This window comes from Methylohalomonas lacus, assembly GCF_024808875.1.
In the GTDB taxonomy this organism is placed as follows: Bacteria; Pseudomonadota; Gammaproteobacteria; order Methylohalomonadales; family Methylohalomonadaceae; genus Methylohalomonas; species Methylohalomonas lacus.
The window spans coordinates 101,100-119,409 of the sequence record NZ_JANUCT010000005.1; the positions used below are offsets into that span (position 1 = coordinate 101,100).

Below are 18,310 nucleotides of genomic sequence, written 5' to 3' on the forward strand. Positions count from 1 at the left end.
ATGGACTGGTATCGTTATCAGGATGACTGTAGAGGGCCGGAGGCGGTGGTTGTGTTGATTGAACCGGCTGGGAGACTGGTAGGTACGGGACGACAGCACCGTACATAATCGGTATCCTCAGCCCGGTTTCTCAGTACCAAGGAATACCGCATATGTCCACAAGGCTCGTCAAAGCCTACTATAATCTTGCGCTCGGCCGCCCACTCGTCGTGATTGCGGCCGTCGCCGTTCTGCTCGCCGCGGCCCTGTATCAAGCACAATATTTCGAACTCGATGCCTCCGCCGAGTCGCTCATGCTGGAAGGCGACGAGAATCTCGAGGAATACAGGGTTATCCGCCAGCGCTACGGTTCCGATGATGTATTGTTCGTGACTTTTACACCGGATGCCCCGCTCTTTAGTGAGGCAAGCCTGGATAAAATTGATGCCCTGCGGGCAGAACTCGCCGCGGTCGACCGGGTCGCCTCGGTGACCAGCCTCCTGAATGTGCCGCTGGTGCAGGGCGAGGACGTGACCTTTGATACGCTGCGTAAGGGACCACCGACGCTGCGCGATCCGGACGTGACGGTAGAACAGGCGCGCGCGGAATTCCTGACGAGCCCGATCTACAAGGACCTCATTCTCAACGCCGACGCCGATACCACCGCGTTGCTGGTCCGATTCCGCAAGGACGAGCGTTTCGCGCAACTGTTCGAGCGCCGGCGTGAACTCCGCGCCAGCCAGGATGCCGGTGGACTGGACACGGCAGGCCGGGCGGAACTCGCGCAGGTGGAACAGGCTTTCAGCCAACAGAGCGACCGGATCCAGGTGCAGATGGAGGCGGATATCGCGGAAATCCGTTCGATTCTGGAACGCTATCGCGACCCGCCGACGATCCATCTGGGCGGTGTTCCCATGATTGCCGTGGACATGATCGACTTCGTCCGCAGCGATATACGGACATTCGGTATCGGCGTCGGGCTGTTCATCATTATCCTGCTTACGCTAGCCTTTCGCCGGACCCGCTGGGTCGTGATCCCGACCACCATCTGTGCCGGCGTGGTTCTGGCCATGGTGGGCTGGATCGGCTTCATGGGCTGGCCGGTAACGGTGGTTTCGTCGAATTTCATTTCGCTGGTGCTCATCATCACGCTGTCGCTGATCGTTCACCTCATCGTGCGTTACCGCGAGTTGCAGGCAGGTAACGAGACCGCCGGCCAGACTGAACTCGTCGAACAGACACTGCGCAGCAAATTCAAGCCGTCCTTCTTCACGTCGCTGACCACGGCGATTTCATTCGGCTCGCTGATGTTTGCCGGTATCCGGCCCGTGATGGACTTTGGCCTGATGATGGTGTGCGCCGTCGTCGCCGGCTTCGTATTCACATTCATCCTGTTCCCTTCACTGCTGGCCCGGCTGAAGCCGGAATCGGTCCCGCAATCGCGACGCGACCGGGCCGGAACGCTGAATCTCGGCATCGCGCACGTCGTCCACCGCCACCCAGGCCGAACCGCGATTGCTTTCATAGTGCTGACAACGCTCGGCATCGCCGGCGCGTTACAACTGACGGTCGAGAATCGTTTCATCGACTATTTCCACGAAGATACCGAGATCTATCAGGGCATGGCGCTGATCGATCGCGAGCTGGGCGGAACGACACCCCTCGATGTCGTGATCGACGCGCCGGATAACTTCATGGAGGATTACAAAGAAGCCCGGGCCTTCGACGCGGAAATGGGGCTTGAGTCTGAGCCAACGCCGGCCCAGGGCTACTGGTACAATGCCGGCGGCATCGAGCTGGTCACTGAAATCCAGGATTACCTGGAAAGCCTCGACGCGACGGGGAAGATCCTGTCCCTTGGTACAACCTGGGAGGTGGTGCGCCAACTCAATGACGGCGAGCCGCTTGAACCCTTCGAACTCGCGATTCTTTACAATCAGGCGCCGGAAGAGATCCGTCAGCAGCTGATCGATCCGTACATGACTGCGGATGGCAACCAGATCCGCTTTGATATCCGTGTTATCGATTCGCTCCCCGGCTTGAACCGCGACCGCCTGCTCGAACGGATTCGAACGGAACTGCCGGAGAAGTTTGATCTGCAACCGGAACAGCTCACGCTGTCAGGCATGCTTGTACTCTACAACAATGTCATGCAGAGCCTGCTTCACTCGCAGATCGTGACACTGGTGGTGGTCTTTGCGGCTATCATGCTGATGTTCGGTATCCTTTACCGGTCCCTGCGCATGGCGCTCATTGGCCCAATCCCGACGGCTGCTGCTGCCAGTATGGTGCTCGGCATCATGGGCTGGGTGGGTCTGCCACTCGACATCATGACCATGACCATTGCCGCGATCGCCATTGGTATCGGCGTGGACGACACCATCCATTATGTCGACCGCTATCGGACGGAAGTGAACCTGGGGGCGGATAATGCTGCCGCGGCGGCAACCGCCCACCACTCGGTGGGTCGGGCAATGGTCTATACGACCGTGATCATCACCCTCGGTTTTTCCATACTGACCCTGTCCAACTTCATGCCGACCATCTACTTCGGTCTTCTGACCGGACTCGCTATGGTACTGGCGCTGGTCAGTAACCTGGCGCTACTGCCGGTACTGCTGGAGCGACTGCGGCCGTTTGGCAAGCAATGAACGAGTTGTTCAGGAGACCGGTTTGAATGGCAATAGGTCAATCTGTTTGCAATGATTGCCAGTGTTGGCCCGGTAGAATCGCCCGTCGAAGAAGGCGTTGCCGGGCGGCTGGCGCTATCAGAGGAACACCGAAAGCAGAATAGACTAACATCCGGGATTTACTCTTAACTAAACCGACCATGAAACGCGTTAGAATTTTTTAAACTGTTTAAAATCCTCAGAAGCCGCCACCAGATCGAAGAACCAAGTCGCTAACCAGGAAATTGTGTGGTTAGCGGACGAATGGATTAACAAATGAAATATTGAATGTCAGCCAATGTGTGCTGACAGCGACCCTGCTGTTGTCATATTCACCGGACAGTAGCGCGCTGCGGTTAACGCTTTGCGATGCTGGCAAGTTCCATTGGTAAGACAGATCGAGCTGGTAATTGCCGACCCGCTGTCCAATCCCGATCCCCAGGATATGCTCGCTGATTGCTGCGGTTAGTGGTGTTAGCGTTGATGACGGGACCGGGCTTTCACCATAGCTATAGCCGGCCCGCAACAGGGTGTTATCGGACACGGCATACTCGGCACCGAAGCGGAATACCCAGCTGTCACTCCAGTCCAGCGGTACATTATCGTACAAGCGGTCGCTGCCTACGATGTTGTTGATCGCACTATTGCTGCCGTTGCTGAGCGCAACAGGCAGTGCATCGAAAGCCCGATCCCAGCCGAGCCAGTCAATCTGGCTGTTTAATTTTAGTTGAGGCTGCGCCTGCCATTCGATGCCAATACTGGCCACATCAGGCAGACGTGTTTTCACGTCTGCATCATAGGTAAACAATACCGGCGCACCAAACTCGCCGCTGACATCCCCGCGAGCCGTGCCATCCGTATGAAATGTTGTCGGCGTGGTGTAGCGCATCCCAAGCGTTACATCCGGGTCCGGCTTCACCATCAGGCCAAAGGTGGCATTGACACCTAAACCCTCCGTTTCCATGTCCAGCAGCGTTTTAAAACCTGCCAGATCAGGCTGCGACTGAAACACATACGGGGCCTGTAGCCGATTTTCGTTATAAATAACACCTAGTGAAGCGCCGAGATGAACGCCGTCGGAAATCTCTCTAGCCACACCCAGTGCGGCGCGCAGAGCCAGAAAACGGGAACGATGTTTTTGCCGACCATAGCTTATAGAGCCGTCAGAGCCCCCTGCCGCGTCAACATACTGCCAGTTGGATTCGGCCACGGCGATCGGGCTCAGGCTTAAACCGAAACCTGTGTCGCCAAGTTTATAATTCAGTGCGATATCGGCCAGAATGCCGGGATCGGTGTCGTCAGAAACCTGATTATTCGCACTATTGCTAAATTCAGCATCGAGAATGGCCACGCCGCCACCGATCTGAATAGCTGAATATGGCAGTGTGCTGAGACCGGCTGGGTTGCCTGTCATGGCATCAATGGGGCCCTGCGTAGAGGCCGTATTCGTGCCGCCCAGCGCGGCGGCACCGGCACCATGACCATTTCTGAGCACCCCATTGGCCTGTGATTCAGAGCTCATCAGGAACAGGCATAGTGCGATCAAGGCGCATAATTTAACGGAAAACTGTGCAAAATTGCAGTTGACTACTGCACCGATGACATATGACCGCATCAAGTCCTCCCCATCAATATTCCTGATAGCAATAATAGCAGAATAGGATTAATCGAAAACATTGCCTGTTGAAAAAAATGAAGGGGCAAAGATGAACATGGTGCGTGGGCGCTGAGCATAGCAGTGGTGTCGTCCGCGATGCGATGGCAGATATTGGCCGGGTGAGGCGTTGAGAGCGCGAAGCTGGACAAGGCGATCAACAGTTCTGGCCTGGCGATGCATTTTGAACTTACCTGCGGCAACCTCCATGACAGCACTCGGGTTAATCGCTGCTGCGTCGGCCACGCCCGGGGTAGAGGTGGCAAGCGACAACCGCTACGTGGTACATCAAACGCTAGTAATAATATGCAAGAATAGTGCGATGGACTAAGCAAGACTGCCTGTTTGAAAAAAACAACAAGCCCTAGGCTAGCAGGGGCGAGCGTTTAAGCAGGTAAGTGCGCATGGGCGATTTGCCCTTCACTGGTATTTCTCCGCGATAAAGAAAAATAAATTCACTGCGTAAAAGCCAATAAACAGTTTCTGAAACCTGTATTTCACCGGTAATGCCATGGGATTCCATGCGGCTGGCAATATTGACGGTGTCGCCCCAAACATCGTAAGAAAATTTTTGCCTGCCTATGACGCCGGCTACCAGGGGGCCTATATGTATACCGATACGTAAATAGACTTTGTTACGGCCGATGTGGATTTGTTCCATGTAGTCCTGTGCATCAAGCGCGAAGTTGGCAATATTCCGAGCATGTTGACTATCGGGTACGGGGATGCCGCCTGCAATCATGTATGAATCACCAATCGTCTTTATTTTCTCAAGACCATAATGTTCGGCAAGCCGATCCAGGTAAGAAAAAAAATCATTCAGAATCGAAATAATCTGCTCGGGGGCAAGCTGATCGGATATGCGAGTGAATCCGACGATGTCACAAAATAAAACGCTTACGGAATCATGTCGTTCTGCAATTACTTTTGCGTCATCTTTAAGCTGTCTGGCAACATCTGCAGGTAATATATTCAATAATAATGATTCGGCCCGATCATATTCTAACGATTGCAGCCGCTCCGCACGCTTTACCTCAACATGAAACAGGTGAAGAAATAGAATAACTAGTGCAAAGACGCTAATGGATACAGTCATGAAAAGGGTGCTAAGAAACAAAGTATCTAGTGCAATAAGATTCTTTCCAGAAGAGAAAGAAAAGTACGATAAGATGTAAAATAGAATGGGTATGATAACGAAGATAGCACGTATATAAATACGATCATTAATAGCCAGTAGCAACGGGAAGCTGGCCATCATTATATGTAAAAGCTGCATCCCCGAAGCGGTTCCGAGATAATAGGTTAGCGCGAAAATCTGCAGATTAGGTGCTAATACCAGCGTCCATTTTGCTGCATTGTGTTTATGGAGTTTGTTGAGCAGAAGAATGCCGGCAAAGAAAATCATGCCGATTATATTGATTGATATGGCAGGAAATAGAAGATGCAGATCGTATAAAGCATATAAAATATTATAAACTAGTGATGTAATAAGTCCGCAGAAAGCAATCTGATTAACTAAAATAATACTGCGCTTTATATCCGTATCGAAGGTGTCGAGGCCATTCGCAGAGATGCTTTCCCAAATATTTATTGGATATTTAATTATCAGCATATATACGAGGGGATCTTACTTCTTTATTTGCATAGATTGATCGGAATTTGCATACCATTGATAAAAATGAGAACGTGTATGCGAAAACAATAAAGTGCTCATGATAGTTTATTTGTTTCTTGTTTTTATTATAGGTGTTTTAATATTACTTAGTTGCTACAACTTCGCTAATACCAAATATGTGTGTTAGCACTTCTTCCTCGCTATAGCATCCTTTGCCATAGGTTTTAACTACTCTTGTAGTGCCATCAGGCAGTACTACACGATATTTGATAGTTGTTTCTTTCTTTTTACATAAAGTTAAATCTTTTATATGCTTGTCCACATAAGCGCGATCGTCGGCATGAATTCTTTTCAATAATTGATACATTCTATAGCCGTCTTTTCTATATTCGAGTCCAAAAATATCAAATGCACCTGCGCTTGCGGTAATCAGGTTTAGTTGTACATCCCATTCCCAGACACCGCCACATGCCTGTGATTTTTTATTAGATGTGGTGTTTGGGAAATATAGTATCTTCGCGGTTTGTTTCGATTCTTTACGCATTGTTATTGATCCGCAATTCTCATTCTTTTATGCAATTCTGATGTTAAAGAAAACTTCACGGGCTTCCTGAGATTCAGCCCATTCTGAGTTATTATTTAGCTTGTAGATGATTTGGTTGACCTCTTCCATAGCTATACTTTATCAGATCGTCCGGCCAGCCGGCATTAGGCCAGTTTTGCAGCTATCATATGAAATGAGTAGCCTAAGCGGGGGTGTCCGGCTGTTCATGGTGCCACGGGTTCAGAACCCCTCGGTGAGCTCGTCGTGCATGGTATCGTCGTTATACTGTTTATGAATGTTGTGATCTTGCCGGCATTGATCGGCCACGGCCAGCTGGCCACGAGTTCATCAGTCGGGGTAATCATCGCGATCATCGGGATGTTGGGGTGGCGTTGGTGAAAATGGATCACGTCAGCCGTTTCGCGCACGCATAGGCCGCAGCCCGGGCTCCAGATATGGACGAGAACCCAGTTATCCTGACCGATGGTATCGGCTAGTGATAATATATACCTCATCAGGGCCAGTACTCGGCTCAGTTTGATTTTCACCATAGTAGGCTTCGGAGTGTATTGCTCTTTGACGTAAAGGTGTCTTAATTTCATCAGTGTATCCTGCGCTGCAACAATGCTGATACGTTGAATTGATCATCCTGCCACGACAGGAACTCACTATTTCATCATGTGTCACCCGTTATGGCGATATAAAACGCCACGAATATTGATCAGATATTGATTAAAGAGGAGATAGATGAAAAATCTACTGATGACAATACTGGTCCTTCTAACTTTTGCCATTGTCGGTCCCGTGATGGCCAAGGAGTATCCGGAGTTCGGTGGCCGTTGTACCATGGGCGTGGCCATGGGTACGGAAGTGGAAACCGACTGCTCCGTCAACTGGGTCGGTCCGAACGGCAACCTGTACTGTTTTGGCAACGAGCAGGCCAAAAAGGACTTTCTAGAAAATGAACAGGAAAACCTGGACAAGGCTTTCCGAAAGTATGATCAGGTTGTAAAGAGCTAAATCGGACCACTCGTTAAAACCAGTAACGCAACCGTACAATGCCGGGCCTAAGCCCGGCATTTTTCATCGGCAGGCGTATCGCTGTTACGAGAAGAACGCGATGAGCAGGGAGTGCTTATGTCTAATGAACTTGCTGGGGAAGGGTGGATTGTCTGGAAAACGGCACGATAGGGCTGCGATGGCCGTTCCTTGTAACAAGCTAACAAGCAGGAAATGGCAGAATAAAAATGCGTACAGCAGATGGCAGAGGGTAATTGTAAGATATTGATAATTGGTCGGGGTAACAGGATTTGAACCTGTGACCTCTGCCTCCCGAAGGCAGCGCTCTACCAAGCTGAGCTACACCCCGATGGTGGTCCTGCGTGCAACACTGGGGATGTGTTGCGGATTCCGGTTTATTGCGTCAGTACTGGCGGTCGACGGCGAAAGCGGCCAGTTCATGCATGGCGTCGCGGTGGGCAGAAACCGGCAGAACCTGTAATGCCTGCATGGCCTGCTGCACCTGCTCCTGAGCAAGGGCGGCAGTGTAGGCAATTGCGCCGCTACTTTCAATGGCTTCACTGATCGCGTCGATGTTGGTCAGGCCGCCCTGGCTGATGGCCTCGGCGATTTGTTCGGCCTGCTGTTCGCTGCCATGCCAGTAGGCGTACAGCAGCGGCAGGGTCGGTTTGCCCTCGGCCAGGTCGTCGCCGATATTCTTGCCCAGGGTGTCGGCGCTGGCACTGTAGTCGAGCACGTCGTCGATGAGCTGGAAAGCGGTGCCGATGTGCAGGCCGTAGTTGGCCAGGGCCTGTTCCTCGGCCGGTGGCCGGTCGGTGAGTATGGCGCCGATCTGGCTGGCGGCCTCGAACAGCTTGGCGGTCTTGTTGCGGATGACCTGCAGGTAGCGTTCCTGGGTGGTTTCCGGGTCATGGCGGTTCAGGAGTTGCTGCACCTCGCCCTCGGCTATGACATTGGTGGCATCGGACAGCACTTCCATGATGCGGATCGAGCCGACGTCGACCATCATCTGGAAGGCACGCGAATAGAGAAAGTCGCCGACCAGCACACTGGCCTCGTTGCCCCAGCGCTGGTTGGCGGTCTGGTGGCCGCGGCGCAGTTTCGAGGCGTCGACGACGTCGTCATGCAGCAGCGTGGCGGTGTGGATGAACTCGATGATCGCGGCCAGCTCGATATGCTGGCTGCCCTGGTAGCCGCAGGCACGGGCGCTGAGCAGCACCAGGGCCGGGCGCAGGCGCTTGCCGCCGCTGTTGATGATGTAATGGCCAAGCTGGTTGATCAGCCCGACCTCGGAGTACAGGCGCCGCTCGATCAGCTCGTCGACCTGCTGCATGTCCTCGCGGACGAGGCTGCGCAGGGTCTCGATGCCGGGGCGGGCGCTGGATGGGGCGGTGGCGTTGGACTGGTTCACAAACTGGGGCCGGGACAGCCGTGGATGAAGTAAGATCGGCATTTTGCCAATAGCGGCCGGCAAATGCCATGAAAATGTCCGCCGAAATGGTGATTTAGACCCGGCCGGGACGCATTTAAGGCTTGTCTGATGGCGCGGAATTCCTTAGAATTTGCGCCCTTTACCGGCAGTCGGTTCCAGCCGACCCGCCCGGCACACAAGCATTGTGGCAGATTTTTGGAGATTTTGGCGATGTATGCGGTGATCAAGACAGGTGGCAAACAGTATCGCGTGGCTGAAGGCGCCACCCTCAAGGTCGAACGGCTCGAGGCCGAGGCCGGTAGCACGGTCGACCTGACCGACGTGCTGATGGTCGTCGACGGCGACAACGTCAAGGTCGGCAGCCCGATGGTCAAGGGCGCCAAGGTCACCGCCAAGGTGGTCGGTCACGGTCGCGGCCCGAAAATCCGCATCGTCAAATTCCGCCGCCGCAAGCATCACCAGAAGTCTACCGGTCACCGTCAGGCCTACACCGAGATCAGCATCGACAAGATCGCTGCCGGTGCGTAATTGAGCAGCTGGAGGACGTAAGAGATGGCACATAAGAAAGCAGCGGGCAGTTCCCGCAACGGTCGCGATTCCGAATCAAAGCGCCTGGGCGTGAAACGCTTCGGCGGCCAGAGCGTTATCCCGGGCAACATCCTCGTGCGCCAGCGCGGTACGCATTTTCATGCCGGCACTAACGTCGGTATCGGCAGCGACCATACGCTGTTCGCCAAGAGCGAAGGCCAGGTGAAGTTTGAAACCAAGGGCCCGCGCAAGCGGACTTTTGTCAGCGTCGTGGCAAGTTGACGGCCACAAGCTGGTGAAGCACTCAAAACCCCGTCAACCGACGGGGTTTTTTGTTTCTAGGGTATGTAGGAGGCCCGACCCCGGGCCGAACGGTTCGCGGCGAGGGCGCCGCTCCCACAACAGTAGATCGAACGGCCATGAAATTCGTCGACGAAGCGACAATCCGCGTGGAAGCCGGCAAGGGCGGCAACGGCTGCATGAGTTTCCGGCGCGAGAAGTACGTCCCCAAGGGTGGTCCGGACGGTGGCGACGGCGGTGACGGTGGCAGCGTTTACCTGATCGTCGACGCGGGGCTGAATACGCTGGTCGACTTTCGCCACAACCGTTCCTTCAAGGCCGGTAACGGCCGTCCCGGCATGGGGGCCAACCGCACCGGCGCCAGCGCCGACGATCTCTACATCCGCGTGCCCCAGGGCACGCTGGTTTACGATGCCGACACCGACGAGCTGATCGGCGACCTGGTGGACGCCGAACGGCCGCTGCGGGTCGCCCAGGGCGGTTTCCACGGCATTGGCAACGCCCGCTTCAAGAGCAGCACCAACCGCGCACCGCGACAGACCACGCCCGGTAAGCCCGGCGAGGTGCGCAACCTGAAACTGGTCCTGCAGGTGCTGGCCGACGTCGGCCTGCTCGGCAAGCCGAATGCCGGCAAGTCGACCCTGCTGGCGCAGGTCAGCGCGGCGCGACCGAAGGTGGCGGACTATCCGTTCACGACCCTGTACCCGCACCTGGGCGTGGTCAGCACCGGTAGCGAATCGAGCTTTGTCATGGCCGACATCCCCGGCCTCATCGAGGGGGCCGCCGGCGGTGCCGGGCTGGGCCACCAGTTCCTGCGCCACCTGTCGCGCACGCACCTGCTGCTGCACCTGGTCGATGCCGGGCCGGACCGGGACATGGCAGCCATTACCATGGACCTGCGCGAAATCGAGACCGAACTGGCACAGTACGACGCCAGCCTGCTGGAGCGGCCGCGCTGGCTGGTGCTGAACAAGCTGGATCTGTATGTCGAGGACGAGCGCGAGGCACGCGTCACGGCAATTCGCACGGCCTTGGACTGGCAGGGACCGCTGGCCGGTATTGCCGCTGCCAGCGGCTGGGGCTGCACGGAGCTGATGAACGCCGTCCAGCGCGATATCGATAGCCGCCGCACGCAGACCGCGGAACACAAGACCGATGACGAACACACGCACGAAACTGAGTAACAGCCGCCGCTGGGTCATCAAGCTGGGCAGCGCCATCCTGACCAACAACGGTCTCGGCCTGCGCCGGGAATCGCTGGCGCGCTGGGCCGGACAGATCGCCACGCTGCGCGAGCAGGGTCACGAGGTCGTGCTGGTATCGTCGGGCGCGGTCGCCGAAGGTGTGGTCAGGCTGGGCCTGAAAAAGCGGCCGCAGACCGTGCACGAACTGCAGGCCACCGCCGCTGTCGGCCAGATGGGACTCATCCAGGCCTACGAGAGCTGTTTCCAGCAATACGGCATTCGCACCGCACAGGTGTTGCTCACCCATGACGACATCACCAACCGGGAGCGTTACCTGAACGCGCGCAGCACGCTGCGCACCCTGATCGATTTCGGTGTGATTCCGATCGTCAACGAAAACGACACGGTCGCCACCGAGGAGATCCGTTTCGGTGATAACGACACGCTGGCGGGCCTAGTGACGAACCTGGTCGAGGCGCCGGCGCTGGTGATCCTGACCGATCAGGACGGCCTGTATAACCGCGATCCGCGTCGTTTTGCCGATGCCGAGCTGGTTAGCGAGGCCAGCGCCGGCGATCCGGAACTGGAAGCGATGGCGGGCGAGGGCACGGCGCTGGGACGCGGCGGTATGACCACCAAGCTGCGCGCGGCCGCGGCCGCGGCCAAGTCCGGTGCCGATACCGTGATTGCCTCCGGCCAGACCTATGACGTGCTGTTGCGCATCGTTGCCGGCGAGCCCCTGGGTACGCTGTTGACGGCGTCACGCTCGCCCCTGGCGGCGCGCAAGCAGTGGCTGGCGAGCCAGTCCATTGTTCGCGGCCGGCTGGTACTCGACGATGGCGCGGTCCGGGTGCTCAGGGAGCAGGGCCGCAGTCTGCTGGCCGTGGGCGTGAAAAAGGTCGAGGGCGAATTCGCACGCGGCGAAATTGTCGCCTGCTGCGACAGCGCGGGCCGGGACATTGCCCGCGGGCTGGTGAATTACGACGCCGCGGAGACGCGTTTGATCATGGGCCAGCCGAGCAGCCGCTACGCCGAATTACTCGGTTACGTGGATGAACCCGAGCTCATCCATCGCGATAACCTGATCATTGTCTAGAACCTTGGAGGTGAGTCCGCTGTTTCCGTAGGAGGTTCGACCACGGGCCGAACAGGAAACCGATTATGGCGTGGTATCTGAACCTTCTTTCGCGGCGGGGTCGCCGCTCCTACTGGAGCGCAGCTTGCTGCGCGAATGAATCAGCCTGTACCGATACCAGAGATTCCGGCTCGCCCTGCGGTCGGCCGGAATGACGGATATAAACCAGGATTGCGGGCGCGGACTACAGTCCGCGCGCAACACTAACGGGGGTGTATTACAGCGCGCGGATCTGGCTGTTCAGACGGCTCTTGTGGCGGGCGGCCTTGTTCTTGTGGATCAGGCCCTTGTCGGCCATGCTGTCGATCACCGGAACGGCAGCCTTGTAAGCCGCGCTGGCCGCTTCCTTGTCCTTCTTCTCGATGGCCGTGACGACCTTCTTGATCTGCGTGCGCAGCATGGAACGCTGGCCGGTGTTCTGCTTGCGGGCCACTTCGGACTGCCGGGCGCGCTTTTTCGCTGAGGCGATGTTAGCCAAGACTGAAAACTCCTGAAATCAATTCGTCGGTGGACAGACACCTGTCCGTAAGGCGCGACATCATGCTGATTTGGCGGACATTTGTCAATCCTGTGCGGTGTCTGTGGTATGCTACGCCGTTTTTGAATACTGTATCGAAAACAACCAGTTAGCTGGTCAGCCCGGAAAACCGGTCCACCGAGGTCGCCGCCCTGAGCAAACGCCTGCTGAAATCCACCGCCACCGTCGGCAGCATGACCCTGCTGTCGCGGATTTTCGGGCTGATCCGTGACATCGTCATCGCGCGTGCCTTTGGTGCCGACGTCGGTACCGACGCGTTCTTCGTCGCCTTTCGTATCCCCAATTTCTTCCGCCGCCTGTTCGGCGAAGGCGCATTCGCCCAGGCTTTCGTGCCGGTGCTGACCGAATACAAGGAGCAGCGCGACGAAGAACAGGTTCGCAACCTGATCGATCATACCACCGCGACTCTGGCGCTGATCCTGATCGCCGTGACCCTGATCGGTATTGTCGCCGCCCCGATTGTCATTCTCGGTTTCGCGCCGGGCTTTAGTGGTGACGGCGGCCGTTATGAACTGGCCGTGTCCATGTTGCAGCTGACGTTTCCGTATCTGTTGTTCATTTCGTTGACCGCGCTGGCTGGTGCCATTCTGAATGCTTACCGGCAGTTTGCCGTGCCGGCGTTTACACCGGTGCTGCTGAATCTGGCGATGATCGCCGCGGCGATCTGGTGGGCGCCTTATTTCGAGCGGCCCATCATCGCACTGGCCTGGGGCGTATTGCTCGCTGGCGTCGTGCAATTGCTATTTCAGTTGCCGTTTCTGCTGAAACTGCGACGTCTGCCGCGCCCGTTCAAGGGGCGCGACAAAGAGGGTGTGAAAAGGATATTCAAACTGATGCTGCCGACGCTGTTCGGTGTCTCGGTGGCGCAGATCAATACGATTGTTGATACGCTGATGGCATCGTTTCTGGTCAGTGGCAGCATCTCCTGGCTGTACTATTCGGATCGCATGATGGAGTTTCCGCTCGGCGTGTTCGGTATCGCGTTGGCCACCGTCATCCTGCCGCAGCTGTCCGAGAAGCACAGCCAGGGCAATAGCGCGGACTATTCCGCCACGCTGGACTGGGGGCTGCGACTGGTCTGGCTGGTGTGTCTGCCGGCGGCACTCGGTCTGGCGCTGCTCGCCGGACCGATCATGGTCACACTGTTCCAGTATGGCAGTTTCACGCCCGGTGACGCGGCGATGGCGGCACGCAGCCTGATGGCCTTTGCGCTCGGTTTGCCGGCTTTCGTGTTGATCAAAGTGCTCGCCAGTGCCTTTTTCTCGCGCCAGGATACGAAAACCCCGGTCAAGGCCGGTGTCGCCGCCATGCTGACCAACATTGTCCTGAACCTGGCATTGATTCAGGCGCTGGCACATGTTGGTCTGGCATTGGCAACATCGATCGCCGCCATGGTGAACGCCGGCCTGTTGTATGTGTGGTTGCAGCGCAGCGGCGCATTTCAATCGCAGTCGGGGTGGGGCGTGTTCGCCTTGCGGATTGCCATTGCGGCGATCGTGATGACGGCATTGCTGATTTACTATGTGCCGGCCATCGACCATTGGGTGAACCTGGATCTGTGGCAGCGTGTACTGCAATTGACCGCCTGGGTACTGGCAGGGGCGTTGCTCTATCCGCTGGTGTTGTTGATCGCCGGTCTGCGGCTGCGGCATTTTCGCGGCCAGGGAGCGAATTGAATGCAGCTGATACGGGGTCTGCAGAACCTGACGCAAGCATTGACAGGCTGTGTGGCCACGATCGGTAACTTCGATGGCCTGCACCGTGGCCATCAGTACCTGCTGGCTGAAGTCGAGCGCCAGGCCAAAAGTGCCGGCTTGCCAAGCGTGCTGGTCACGTTCGAGCCGCAGCCACTGGAATATTTCAAACCGGCGATCGCGCCGGCACGGCTGACGACACTGCGCGAGAAGGCACTGGTACTCAGCCACATGCAGCTGGATCACCTTGTGTGTCTGCACTTTGATGCCAGACTGGCGAGCCTGACGGCGCGTGAGTTCGTGCAACAGCTGCTGATTGAACGGCTCGGACTGAGGAGCCTGGTCATTGGTGACGATTTCCGCTTCGGCAGAGGCCGCGACGGTGACCATACAACGCTGAAGGAACTGGGTGCGGAGTTCGGCTATACGGTAACCGCCATGGACACGCACGATGTCGGTACCGAACGGGTCAGCAGTACCCGGGTACGCGAGGCACTGGCAGCCGGCGACCTGCAAGCGGCCGCCGCTCTGCTGGGTCGGCCGTTTTCCCACGTCGGTCGTGTTATCCACGGCGAGAAGCGCGGCCGTGACCTGGGTGTGCCGACACTGAACATGGATCTGAAGCGCCTGCAGTCACCGTTGCAGGGTGTGTTCGCCACGCGCGTGCATCGGCTCGCGGATACGCCACTGCCGGCGATCAGTTATATCGGTACGCGGCCGGTCTTCAACGGTCGTAAATTATTGCTGGAAACGCATATCTTCGATTTCGATGCCGACTGTTATGGTCGTCTGATCGAGATCGAATTCGTCGAACGCGTGCGCGGGGATCGCAATTTCGACAGCGCTGATGAACTTGTCAAACAAATGCATATCGATATGGACAATGCCAGACAACGGCTGGGACGGGCGGAATGAACACGGGTACTGACAATAACCGGATGCCGGGCATGCTGCCATGGCTGCTGTTGGCCGCCGTGGTGATAACGCTGGACCTGGGCAGCAAATACCTGGTCCTGCAGGTGCTGGAATATCACCGGCCGCTCGCGGTCACGCCCGGTTTCAACCTGACATTGACGTATAATACCGGTGCGGCATTCAGCTTCCTCAGTGAGGCGGGTGGCTGGCAGCGCTGGTTCTTCGCCGCCTTCGCGCTGGCCGTGAGTGCAGTGCTGCTGGTCTGGCTGTACCGCCTGCCGCGCGGCGCCCGCTGGTTGCCGACGGCACTGGCACTGATCCTGGGCGGCGCGCTGGGCAACCTGTATGACCGCCTGGTTCATGGTTATGTGGTTGATTTCATACAGGTTTACTATCAGCAGTGGTACTGGCCGGCGTTCAATATCGCGGATTCGGCCATCACCGTGGGTGCGGTCATGCTGATTATCGACGCCATCTGGCTGAGCCGTGACGATCGCAAACAGGCCTAGTCCAACCCCTGCGGGCGAACCTGTCTTGATGACGGACATGGCCTTTGCCAACCTGGATTGAGGTCGGGATCACGACCCCGGTCCGGGCTGGGCTAGAATACTGGCCGGGCGGTTGACACCGTCGTGACCGGGACGTAGTGTGCAGGGCAACAATTGATTATGGTTGCTTTATGTTCAAGGACTTATGACCCTTTTCGGGGCGTCCGATCAGAACCCCAGGCAATCGGAGAAGCAAGATGGAAGCAGTTTTGAAACCGATGGAATTATTGCTCGCCAACCCGCGCGGTTTTTGTGCGGGTGTCGACCGGGCGATCGAAATCGTCGAGCGCGCGCTCGACCAGTTCGGCGCACCGGTCTACGTGCGCCACGAGGTCGTCCATAACAAGTACGTAGTCGACGGACTGCGCGAGAAGGGCGCCATCTTCGTCGAGGAACTCGACGAAGTGCCAGACGACTCGATCGTGATCTTCAGCGCCCACGGCGTTTCCAAAGCGGTGCGCGAGGAAGCCGCGCGTCGCAACCTGCGCATCTTCGATGCCATCTGCCCGCTGGTGACCAAGGTGCATATGGAAGTCGGCCGTTACCAGGACGAGGGCCGCGAATGCATTCTCATCGGCCACGCCGGTCATCCGGAAGTCGAGGGCACGCTCGGCCAGTACCGACCGGCCGACGGCAAGGGCGGCATCTACCTGGTCGAATCGATCGACGATGTCTGGAAGCTTCAGGTCAAGAACCCGGAATTTATTGCCTATGTAACGCAGACGACGCTGTCGATGGATGACACCGCCGGTATTATCGATGCCCTGCGTCAGCGTTTTCCGAAAATCGCCGGGCCGCGCAAGGACGACATCTGTTATGCCACCCAGAACCGCCAGGACGCGGTCAAGAAGATGGCCGAGCAGTGCGACATGGTCCTCGTCGTCGGTTCGCCGAACAGCTCCAATTCGACCCGGCTCAAGGAGCTGGCGCAGAAGTTCGGTATCCCCGCCTATCTGATCGATTCCGCCGATCAAATCCAGCGCGAATGGCTGGACGGTAAAACCAACGTCGGCATCACCGCCGGTGCCTCGGCGCCGGAAGTGCTGGTCGAACGCGTGGTCAAGCAGCTCAAGGAGTGGGGTGCCAATGTCGCCAGCGAAGTACCGGGCAAGCAGGAGAAAGTGATGTTCTCGCTGCCGCGCGAACTGATGAGCGAGCCCGAGCAGGATACGGCGACCTCCCACTGAGCATTCACAGGATTAAAACTTAATGTACCGGGTTCAGACAGTCATTCCATCGATACTGGCACTGCTGATGCTGAATACGCCGGTACTGGCCACGAATATGTACAAGTGGACGGACGAAGAGGGCAACGTCCACTATACGCAAAACCCACCCCCGGAAGATGCCCAAGGCGTGCGCATGGATCCGCCCGCCGACGTAGACACCGAACAGGCGCGCGAGGAACTGCAGCGCAAACAGGAAAAGCTCGAGGCAATGGAGCAACAGCGCGAACAGGCCCGTGAAGAGGCGGAGAAAGAACAGGAGCGCGCCGCGCTCTACGAAAAGAACTGCCGCCTGGCCCGGGAAAGACTGCAGAGGCTGGAAAACAGTGGCATGGTCCGCGCGATTGATGAAGATGGCAACATGTCGCGCATTGGTCCGGAAGAACAGGCCGAACGCATTAACGAAGTGAAGGAGAAGGTTAAGAAGTACTGCGAGAGTTAAGACCTTTCTGGGCCTCCTTTCTTTCTAATCAACCTTTCCTGAAACCTCACCAGCACTCATCAACCGCCTTACGCACGGCGGAATCCGTGCTGTCGGAGCATTTGCTACCGCCCAGTATGCACTTGGCGCCGGTCGAGTCGAGAGTCAATGTCGCGCAAGCCGTGTCGTTGGCTGCCTGGGGACCGACAGGTACCGCTTCCAGAACAAAGGTGGTACTGGTCGGTTCACCACTGGCAAAGCCGAGATTATAAAATGTTGAATTTCCTTCCTTTGGCGATTCGGTGAAGGGTAGGTCTACGTCATCACCGCCGGTATCTTCATCATAACGACCATTCTCGGTAAAGAAGCGTTCCATATACTGCGACAGCTCCAGCAGATTGCCCTCCGCATCCACGCGCCGCGTCTTGGTAACGTAATTCTGATAGGAAGGGTAAGCAATCGCAGCCAACAGGCCGATAATGGCCACCGTGATCATAAGTTCAATAAGCGTAAAACCCAGTATTTTTGTCTGTTTGATCATATATATAACTCGATTTTGATGGCTGTTATTAACGCACAGGAATACTGATCTCTTCAGGTGAGGCCAGTTCATCAAGGATCCAGACCTCGGTTATCAGGCTACTATTATTCATCGTCTGCATCTTGTAGCCAATTGGCTTGCCCAATTCTAGATGCTGAATGCCTATGGCAGTACTGCCATTGTGAACCTGTACATAGGATGCAATATTGAAGGTGCGGTCACTAATGACCACCTGACCATCATCGGGATATATGAAATCTACTATACCCGTACCCTGATACTTGGGTGTCTGCGCGTGTAAGGGCAAGATACCCAAAAGTATCAGCAGGAGTATACATGATTTAATTACTCTCATTGCCTTGTCTCC

General features: G+C 56.5%; 19 protein-coding genes and 1 tRNA gene. 11 read left to right on the forward strand and 9 right to left on the reverse strand.

The features are described 5' to 3' along the window. Positions 1–152: 152 nt before the first annotated feature. A complete protein-coding gene (locus J2T55_RS04660) occupies positions 153–2,630 on the forward strand; it encodes an efflux RND transporter permease subunit (RefSeq protein WP_259054544.1) in 2,478 nt (825 codons plus the stop codon). Between the two features lie 271 nt (positions 2,631–2,901). Here the strand turns inward: J2T55_RS04660 and J2T55_RS04665 are convergent, their stop codons facing one another. The 4 genes from J2T55_RS04665 to J2T55_RS04680 form a co-directional block, all read right to left on the reverse strand. Continuing rightward, complete coding sequence (locus J2T55_RS04665; protein WP_259054546.1) at positions 2,902–4,263, reverse strand: OmpP1/FadL family transporter; 1,362 nt, start codon at positions 4,261–4,263, stop codon at positions 2,902–2,904. Positions 4,264–4,666: 403 nt separating this feature from the next. Then, complete coding sequence (locus J2T55_RS04670) at positions 4,667–5,914, reverse strand: adenylate/guanylate cyclase domain-containing protein (protein ID WP_259054547.1); 1,248 nt, start codon at positions 5,912–5,914, stop codon at positions 4,667–4,669. Between the two features lie 145 nt (positions 5,915–6,059). Next, entirely contained in the window at positions 6,060–6,461 is a 402-nt protein-coding gene (locus J2T55_RS04675; protein WP_259054548.1) for a PAS domain-containing protein, read from the reverse strand. A gap of 224 nt (positions 6,462–6,685) precedes the next feature. After that, a complete protein-coding gene (locus J2T55_RS04680; RefSeq protein WP_259054549.1) occupies positions 6,686–7,063 on the reverse strand; it encodes a thioredoxin domain-containing protein in 378 nt (125 codons plus the stop codon). A 145-nt stretch (positions 7,064–7,208) separates the two neighbouring features. Between J2T55_RS04680 and J2T55_RS04685 the strand changes: the two genes are divergently transcribed. Continuing rightward, a complete protein-coding gene (locus J2T55_RS04685; RefSeq protein WP_259054550.1) occupies positions 7,209–7,481 on the forward strand; it encodes a hypothetical protein in 273 nt (90 codons plus the stop codon). Between the two features lie 272 nt (positions 7,482–7,753). Here the strand turns inward: J2T55_RS04685 and J2T55_RS04690 are convergent. Beyond that, positions 7,754–7,830, reverse strand: a tRNA-Pro gene (locus tag J2T55_RS04690). 54 nt (positions 7,831–7,884) lie between these two features. Further along, positions 7,885–8,892 carry an octaprenyl diphosphate synthase gene (ispB, locus tag J2T55_RS04695; RefSeq protein ID WP_407660034.1) on the reverse strand — a complete coding sequence of 336 codons (1,008 nt, stop codon included), beginning with the start codon at positions 8,890–8,892 and terminating at the stop codon, positions 7,885–7,887. A gap of 231 nt (positions 8,893–9,123) precedes the next feature. On the opposite strand from ispB, the gene rplU reads away from it, so the two are divergent. From rplU to proB, 4 genes are all read left to right on the forward strand, one after another. After that, positions 9,124–9,441 carry a 50S ribosomal protein L21 gene (rplU, locus tag J2T55_RS04700; RefSeq protein WP_259054551.1) on the forward strand — a complete coding sequence of 106 codons (318 nt, stop codon included), beginning with the start codon at positions 9,124–9,126 and terminating at the stop codon, positions 9,439–9,441. Positions 9,442–9,465: 24 nt separating this feature from the next. Then, a complete protein-coding gene (gene rpmA, locus J2T55_RS04705; protein ID WP_259054552.1) occupies positions 9,466–9,723 on the forward strand; it encodes a 50S ribosomal protein L27 in 258 nt (85 codons plus the stop codon). Between the two features lie 137 nt (positions 9,724–9,860). Continuing rightward, positions 9,861–10,925: an Obg family GTPase CgtA gene (gene cgtA, locus J2T55_RS04710; RefSeq protein ID WP_259054553.1), complete on the forward strand. Its 1,065-nt coding sequence runs from the start codon at positions 9,861–9,863 to the stop codon at positions 10,923–10,925. Then, positions 10,897–12,021, forward strand: a complete 1,125-nt coding sequence (gene proB / locus J2T55_RS04715; protein WP_259054554.1) for a glutamate 5-kinase — start codon at positions 10,897–10,899, stop codon at positions 12,019–12,021. Before cgtA ends, proB begins: the two co-directional genes overlap by 29 nt. A gap of 256 nt (positions 12,022–12,277) precedes the next feature. Here proB and rpsT read toward each other — a convergent pair whose 3' ends face one another. Further along, entirely contained in the window at positions 12,278–12,538 is a 261-nt protein-coding gene (gene rpsT / locus J2T55_RS04720) for a 30S ribosomal protein S20 (protein WP_259054555.1), read from the reverse strand. Positions 12,539–12,744: 206 nt separating this feature from the next. On the opposite strand from rpsT, the gene murJ reads away from it, so the two are divergent. The 5 genes from murJ (at position 12,745) to J2T55_RS04745 (ending at position 17,423) form a co-directional block, all read left to right on the forward strand. After that, entirely contained in the window at positions 12,745–14,274 is a 1,530-nt protein-coding gene (gene murJ, locus J2T55_RS04725) for a murein biosynthesis integral membrane protein MurJ (RefSeq protein ID WP_407660038.1), read from the forward strand. Then, entirely contained in the window at positions 14,275–15,207 is a 933-nt protein-coding gene (gene ribF, locus J2T55_RS04730) for a bifunctional riboflavin kinase/FAD synthetase (RefSeq protein ID WP_259054556.1), read from the forward strand. It begins immediately after the preceding gene. Continuing rightward, on the forward strand, positions 15,204–15,716 hold the full coding sequence (lspA, locus tag J2T55_RS04735; RefSeq protein WP_259054558.1) for a signal peptidase II: 513 nt from the start codon (positions 15,204–15,206) through the stop codon (positions 15,714–15,716). The genes ribF and lspA overlap by 4 nt, the downstream gene beginning before the upstream one ends. 257 nt (positions 15,717–15,973) lie before the next feature. Then, positions 15,974–16,942, forward strand: a complete 969-nt coding sequence (ispH, locus tag J2T55_RS04740) for a 4-hydroxy-3-methylbut-2-enyl diphosphate reductase (RefSeq protein ID WP_259054628.1) — start codon at positions 15,974–15,976, stop codon at positions 16,940–16,942. 22 nt (positions 16,943–16,964) lie between these two features. Continuing rightward, complete coding sequence (locus tag J2T55_RS04745) at positions 16,965–17,423, forward strand: DUF4124 domain-containing protein (protein ID WP_259054559.1); 459 nt, start codon at positions 16,965–16,967, stop codon at positions 17,421–17,423. 46 nt (positions 17,424–17,469) lie between these two features. Here the strand turns inward: J2T55_RS04745 and J2T55_RS04750 are convergent, their stop codons facing one another. Continuing rightward, on the reverse strand, positions 17,470–17,943 hold the full coding sequence (locus J2T55_RS04750) for a type IV pilin protein (protein ID WP_259054560.1): 474 nt from the start codon (positions 17,941–17,943) through the stop codon (positions 17,470–17,472). Between the two features lie 28 nt (positions 17,944–17,971). Continuing rightward, positions 17,972–18,298, reverse strand: a complete 327-nt coding sequence (locus tag J2T55_RS04755) for a hypothetical protein (RefSeq protein WP_259054561.1) — start codon at positions 18,296–18,298, stop codon at positions 17,972–17,974. Positions 18,299–18,310: the final 12 nt, after the last annotated feature.

Excerpts from the sequence above, each read along its gene's own strand:
- J2T55_RS04660 (WP_259054544.1), top strand. The coding sequence starts at position 153 with ATGTCCACAAGGCTCGTCAAAGCCTACTATAATCTTGCGCTCGGCCGC.
- J2T55_RS04665 (WP_259054546.1), bottom strand. The coding sequence starts at position 4,263 with ATGCGGTCATATGTCATCGGTGCAGTAGTCAACTGCAATTTTGCACAG.
- J2T55_RS04670 (WP_259054547.1), bottom strand. The coding sequence starts at position 5,914 with ATGCTGATAATTAAATATCCAATAAATATTTGGGAAAGCATCTCTGCG.
- J2T55_RS04675 (WP_259054548.1), bottom strand. The coding sequence starts at position 6,461 with ATGCGTAAAGAATCGAAACAAACCGCGAAGATACTATATTTCCCAAAC.
- J2T55_RS04680 (WP_259054549.1), bottom strand. The coding sequence starts at position 7,063 with ATGAAATTAAGACACCTTTACGTCAAAGAGCAATACACTCCGAAGCCT.
- J2T55_RS04685 (WP_259054550.1), top strand. The coding sequence starts at position 7,209 with ATGAAAAATCTACTGATGACAATACTGGTCCTTCTAACTTTTGCCATT.
- rplU (WP_259054551.1), top strand. The coding sequence starts at position 9,124 with ATGTATGCGGTGATCAAGACAGGTGGCAAACAGTATCGCGTGGCTGAA.
- rpmA (WP_259054552.1), top strand. The coding sequence starts at position 9,466 with ATGGCACATAAGAAAGCAGCGGGCAGTTCCCGCAACGGTCGCGATTCC.
- cgtA (WP_259054553.1), top strand. The coding sequence starts at position 9,861 with ATGAAATTCGTCGACGAAGCGACAATCCGCGTGGAAGCCGGCAAGGGC.
- proB (WP_259054554.1), top strand. The coding sequence starts at position 10,897 with ATGACGAACACACGCACGAAACTGAGTAACAGCCGCCGCTGGGTCATC.
- ribF (WP_259054556.1), top strand. The coding sequence starts at position 14,275 with ATGCAGCTGATACGGGGTCTGCAGAACCTGACGCAAGCATTGACAGGC.
- lspA (WP_259054558.1), top strand. The coding sequence starts at position 15,204 with ATGAACACGGGTACTGACAATAACCGGATGCCGGGCATGCTGCCATGG.
- ispH (WP_259054628.1), top strand. The coding sequence starts at position 15,974 with ATGGAATTATTGCTCGCCAACCCGCGCGGTTTTTGTGCGGGTGTCGAC.
- J2T55_RS04745 (WP_259054559.1), top strand. The coding sequence starts at position 16,965 with ATGTACCGGGTTCAGACAGTCATTCCATCGATACTGGCACTGCTGATG.
- J2T55_RS04750 (WP_259054560.1), bottom strand. The coding sequence starts at position 17,943 with ATGATCAAACAGACAAAAATACTGGGTTTTACGCTTATTGAACTTATG.
- J2T55_RS04755 (WP_259054561.1), bottom strand. The coding sequence starts at position 18,298 with ATGAGAGTAATTAAATCATGTATACTCCTGCTGATACTTTTGGGTATC.